Genomic DNA, 4,685 nt, shown 5'->3' with positions numbered 1-4,685 from the left:
ACGGGAGGAACCGCAGCTGCGATACAAGCTGCCCGTCGCGGTGCCAAGACAATGCTGGTGAGTGAATTTACCTGGCTGGGGGGAATGCTCACCTCAGCGGGGGTTGCTGCCCCGGATGGTAATGAACTTGCTGCCTTTCAGACGGGGCTTTGGGGTGAGTTTTTAGGGGAATTGCGTTCTCGGCAAATGGGAGGCTTAAACAATAGTTGGGTGAGTCTGTTTAGTTACGATCCCCGGATTGGTGCCCAAATATTTGCCGATTGGGTACGAAAATTGCCAAATCTAGACTGGGTTGCGGGGCAAGTGCCCTTAGAGGTTTTGCGAACAGGCGATCGCATCCTTGGGGTTCGATTTGCCGATTTCACCGTTCATTCCAAAATCACCCTAGATGGCACCGAACTGGGAGACTTGTTGCCTCTAGCATCTGTGCCCTACCGCTGGGGATGGGAATTGCAATCGGAGTTTGGAGAACCCAGTGCGCCTGTTTCTCACAATGAATTGACTCAGCGATACCCAGTGCAGGCTCCCACTTGGGTGGCAATTATGCAAGATTTTGGTGAGGAAGCAAGTGCGCCGGAAATTCCCCCTCCTCCTTCATCTTTTATCCTTCCTCCTTCATCCTTCCAAGGTAGCTGGGATCGCTACGGTTGGGAGAAGTTTCTCAATTATGGGCGTTTACCAGGGAATCTTTTCATGATCAACTGGCCCCTGTGCGGCAATGACTATGGGGAAGGAGTGGGACGTCTGATAGAGTCGGAGGCGGCGTGGCATCAATTTCTTCAAGAGAGTCTGTGGCACACTCAAAGCTTTGTCCGCTTTATTCAAACTAAGCTGGGGCGGCGTTACGGCTTAGCAACTCAAATCTTTCCCTCACCCTTGACTCCCAAACTCAATCAAAACTCAATCAAAACTCAAAACTCTCTCGGTGGAGGTGGTTATGCCCTACACCCTTACTTTCGAGAAAGCAGACGCCTTATAGGACTCGCGACCGTGCGAGAGCAGGATATCTTGCCAGTAGCGGGGGGAAAGGTTGCACCCCTACCTGTGGATGCGACTGGGGAGGTGAATGCGATCGCCTTCGGTAACTACCCCAACGACCACCATTACCCTAACTACAACTTTCTTGTTAAACCAAAATCAATTCGCTGGGGTGGACGCTGGACTGGCACTCCTTTCACCCTTCCCTACACTTGTCTAATTCCAGAGTCTGTGGATGGACTGCTGGTTTGCGAAAAAAATATCTCCGTCTCCCATATTGCCAACGGTTCCACCCGGTTACAGCCCATCGTCATGAATATTGGTCAGGCGGCGGGAATGGCGGCGGCGCTTTGCGTGCAGCGAAGTTGTCAACCCAGAGATTTACCTGTCCGAGTCCTGCAAGAAGCATTGTTACAAGATGAGCGATCGCCAGCAGCGATTTTCCCGCTGTTCAATTTACCGCGCGATCGCGCCGACTGGCTGCACAGGCAACGGGATTACTTAGATCGTCCTGACACCTATCCCTCTGATGGCAACTGCCCTTACCTGGAACCCCAGACGCCACAGGATTCAAAATATGTGGAAGTTCCCTCACCCTTTACGAAACACAGAGATGGGGAAGCGGTTGGCGGAAGCATTGAAGAATCCGCTTCAAACTCAGCACTCTTCTGTGGTGTGTTCCATCGCCATGCCGAGCAAGATTACACCTTCACTGTAAAGGAGCCATCTGCTGGGGAAGAGCAAACCTGGATAGCGATCGCCTTGCGCCCAGAAGTAGACCGAGAACTCCAAACCTGCCTCGATCGGCAGATGCTCTCTGTGTGCGGATATCTCAATCAATCGGGCAAATGGTTGATTGTGGAAAAAATTATTGCTCCTGGGAGCGATCGCACTCATTTTTGAGCCTTAGGCATCGTACCTCTAACCTTAAACAAAAGCAGAACTCAATCGGAACCGACTAAGCTCTAACCGAAATTTTTCCTGGTTAACGATCAAGAACTCCGTATCAGGGACTATAACCCTGACACGGACATCTGCTATGCGCCCTTACACCTCTATCATGTTGTTGAGCTTACTATCAATCTCTTCAGGTAATTTCTTAGGGATCGAGTCCGCCTCTGCCAAGCAACTGCCATCCACGTCTTCCGAGCTAGCCGTATCGCTGAAACGTGGGAACGAACCGTCTCCGGATAAAGGAACCGGACGCCGAGATGCGTTTTCGCCCGAATATATCTCTATCGTCTAGAATTATCCTCTATTTAGCCAAATCTGAACAAGTCATCGATCCGCTTTTCACCTTGCGACTGAGGTCGATGAAAGCTCATTTGAAGGCAGCAAACTAAGCTCTAGCAGGTTTGTGCCAGTGTACTTGGGGCACTATTTGTCTAATTTTGCCTGTCACGGAGAATTTATTCCCTGACAAAAGCTATATATTAGGCCGTCCTTTTCTATAATTAGAGATTATTTACGTTCATGCTATCGGGGTGCTTAGAGTTCAATAGTTTCAGCGAGTGAATTGAACTCACTGCAAATGTGGAAACATAAGCTTTTCACCATTTTCACCAAGGAACCAGTGTTTTGTCCCCTTGCGATGCGATCACCCCTGATATGAGCAACGACCTGGATCTGATCAAAAGCCTTAGCCCCGGTGCGATGGATCAGATCATGTTTTATCTGGCCTTTAGTGCGATGAGAACCGGCGGGCACCGACACGGAGCCTTCCTGGATGCTGCTGCCACGGCAGCAAAGTGCGCGATTTACATGACTTATTTGGAGCAGGGTCAAAATATCCGGATGACGGGGCACCTGCACCACATTGAGCCGAAGCGAGTCAAAGTCATCGTCGAGGAAGTTCGGCAAGCGCTGACCGAAGGGAAACTGCTGAAGATGCTGGGTTCCCAAGAACCTCGGTATTTAATTCAGTTTCCCTATGTTTGGATGGAGCAGTTTCCGTGGCAACCGGGGCGATCGCGCATCTATAGCACCAACCTGACCGCTGACGAAAAGCGATACCTTGAGGAAAAACTGCCAAATAATCTGCCGGATGCCCAGCTAATCAACGCTTTTCAGTTTCTAGAATTAATTGAATTTCTCCACAGTCGTTCCCAGGAAGACTTGCCAGAAGAACGCCGCATTCCTCTAAGCGAAGCATTCGCCGAACACATCAAGCGGCGCTTAATCTATTCCGGCACGGTAACGCGAATTGATTCTCCTTGGGGATTGCCCTTCTACGCCCTCACTCGCGCTTCCTACTCACCCGCTGAGGACGAAGAACGCACTTATATCATGATTGAGGATACTGCCCGCTACTTCCGACTGATGAAAGATTGGGCAGACCGACAGCTAAATGTGATGCGGATACTAGAGGAACTCGATATTCCACCGGATCGCATTGAGGCAGCCATGCAAGAACTGGATATGGTCATCCGGGATTGGGCAGATAAATATCACCGCGCCGACGGTCAGCCAGTGCTTCTACAAATGGTTTTTGGCCCAAAAGAAGAATAAAACACTTAACTCACATTTTCGTTGAGCAGGGTGGGCAATGCCCACCCTGCTTCAGTTAGAAGCTACATCGGTAAAACTTTTGCCTGAAATCGGGGAAAAATTAACTTAGCCTTGTGTAGGCATTGCCCCAATAGTTTGATGCTGAATGCGGGGTTCTACAAACAAATTTGAAATGAGTATTGCTGCTAAATTGACCCACATTTGTATAAAGTTTTCACTCCTCATGCAAAAACACAATCGGGATCATTCGCACACTGCATAGCCAAACAGTTTAGTGTAACAATTTTTACAAACTTACTTTGAAATCTTTTATAGGACTAATTAAGAAGATTGTAAAAATAGGCGTTATAAAACTGCATGACCGGCAAAAAGAATCTTATTGTTATCGGCAACGGTATGGTAGGACACAAGTTTCTAGAACTGATGATCGCTAAAGGAGCGACGCAGGAATGGAACTTGATCGCATTTTGCGAAGAGCCTCGTGTTGCTTACGATCGGGTTAATTTGAGTGGTTTCTTTTCAGGCAAAACTGCGGCAGATTTATCGTTAGTTCAACCGGGTTTGTACCAAGAAAATGGAGTTGAAATCCATATCGGTGATAAGGCAGTTGCGATTAACCGGGAAGAAAAAACAGTTACATCAGCGAATGGGATAACAATTGCCTATGACAAAATTGTTCTGGCAACAGGCTCCTATCCTTTTGTACCGCCAATTAAAGGGAATGATGCGAAAGGTAATTTTGTCTACCGGACAATAGATGACCTTGAGGCAATGTCATCCTATGCGAAAAATTGCCAAACTGGTGTCGTCGTTGGGGGTGGATTATTAGGTTTGGAATGTGCGAACGCTCTCAAAAATATGGGTTTAAAAACCCATGTTGTTGAGTTCGCACCCAGATTAATGCCACTACAAATTGATGATGTCGGTGGCAACATCCTTCGCAACAAGATAGAAGAACTTGGGGTTTCGATTCATACTAATAAATCTACAACGGAAATTGTCAGCATTGATGGCAAGGTTACTAAAATGACCTTTGCTGATGGTGAAGAGTTAGAGACAGATATGATTGTCTTTTCTGCGGGAATTCGCCCTCGCGATGAAATCGCGAGAGGATGTGGATTAGCAGTAGGCGATCGCGGCGGGATCGTTATCAACGATTCTTGCCAAACTTCAGATCCAAATATTTATGCCATTGGAGA

4 protein-coding genes are annotated in these 4,685 nt (G+C 48.0%); all 4 read left to right on the top strand.

The features are described from left to right. Positions 1-1,881, top strand: a 1,881-nt coding sequence (locus H6F50_RS04260; protein WP_190426680.1) for an FAD-dependent oxidoreductase, incomplete at its 5' end; no start/stop codon positions are given. A gap of 136 nt (positions 1,882-2,017) precedes the next feature. After that, complete coding sequence (locus tag H6F50_RS04255; protein ID WP_190412706.1) at positions 2,018-2,224, top strand: hypothetical protein; 207 nt, start codon at positions 2,018-2,020, stop codon at positions 2,222-2,224. Positions 2,225-2,586: 362 nt separating this feature from the next. Continuing rightward, positions 2,587-3,486: a heterocyst differentiation master regulator HetR gene (hetR, locus tag H6F50_RS04250; RefSeq protein WP_190412890.1), complete on the top strand. Its 900-nt coding sequence runs from the start codon at positions 2,587-2,589 to the stop codon at positions 3,484-3,486. A gap of 357 nt (positions 3,487-3,843) precedes the next feature. Beyond that, a partial coding sequence (locus tag H6F50_RS04245; protein ID WP_190426677.1) for an FAD-dependent oxidoreductase occupies positions 3,844-4,685 on the top strand: 842 nt, incomplete at its 3' end.

This window comes from Coleofasciculus sp. FACHB-712 (assembly GCF_014695635.1).
Classification (GTDB): domain Bacteria; phylum Cyanobacteriota; class Cyanobacteriia; order Cyanobacteriales; family FACHB-T130; genus FACHB-T130.
This window is presented reverse-complemented; position numbering and strand designations above follow the sequence as displayed.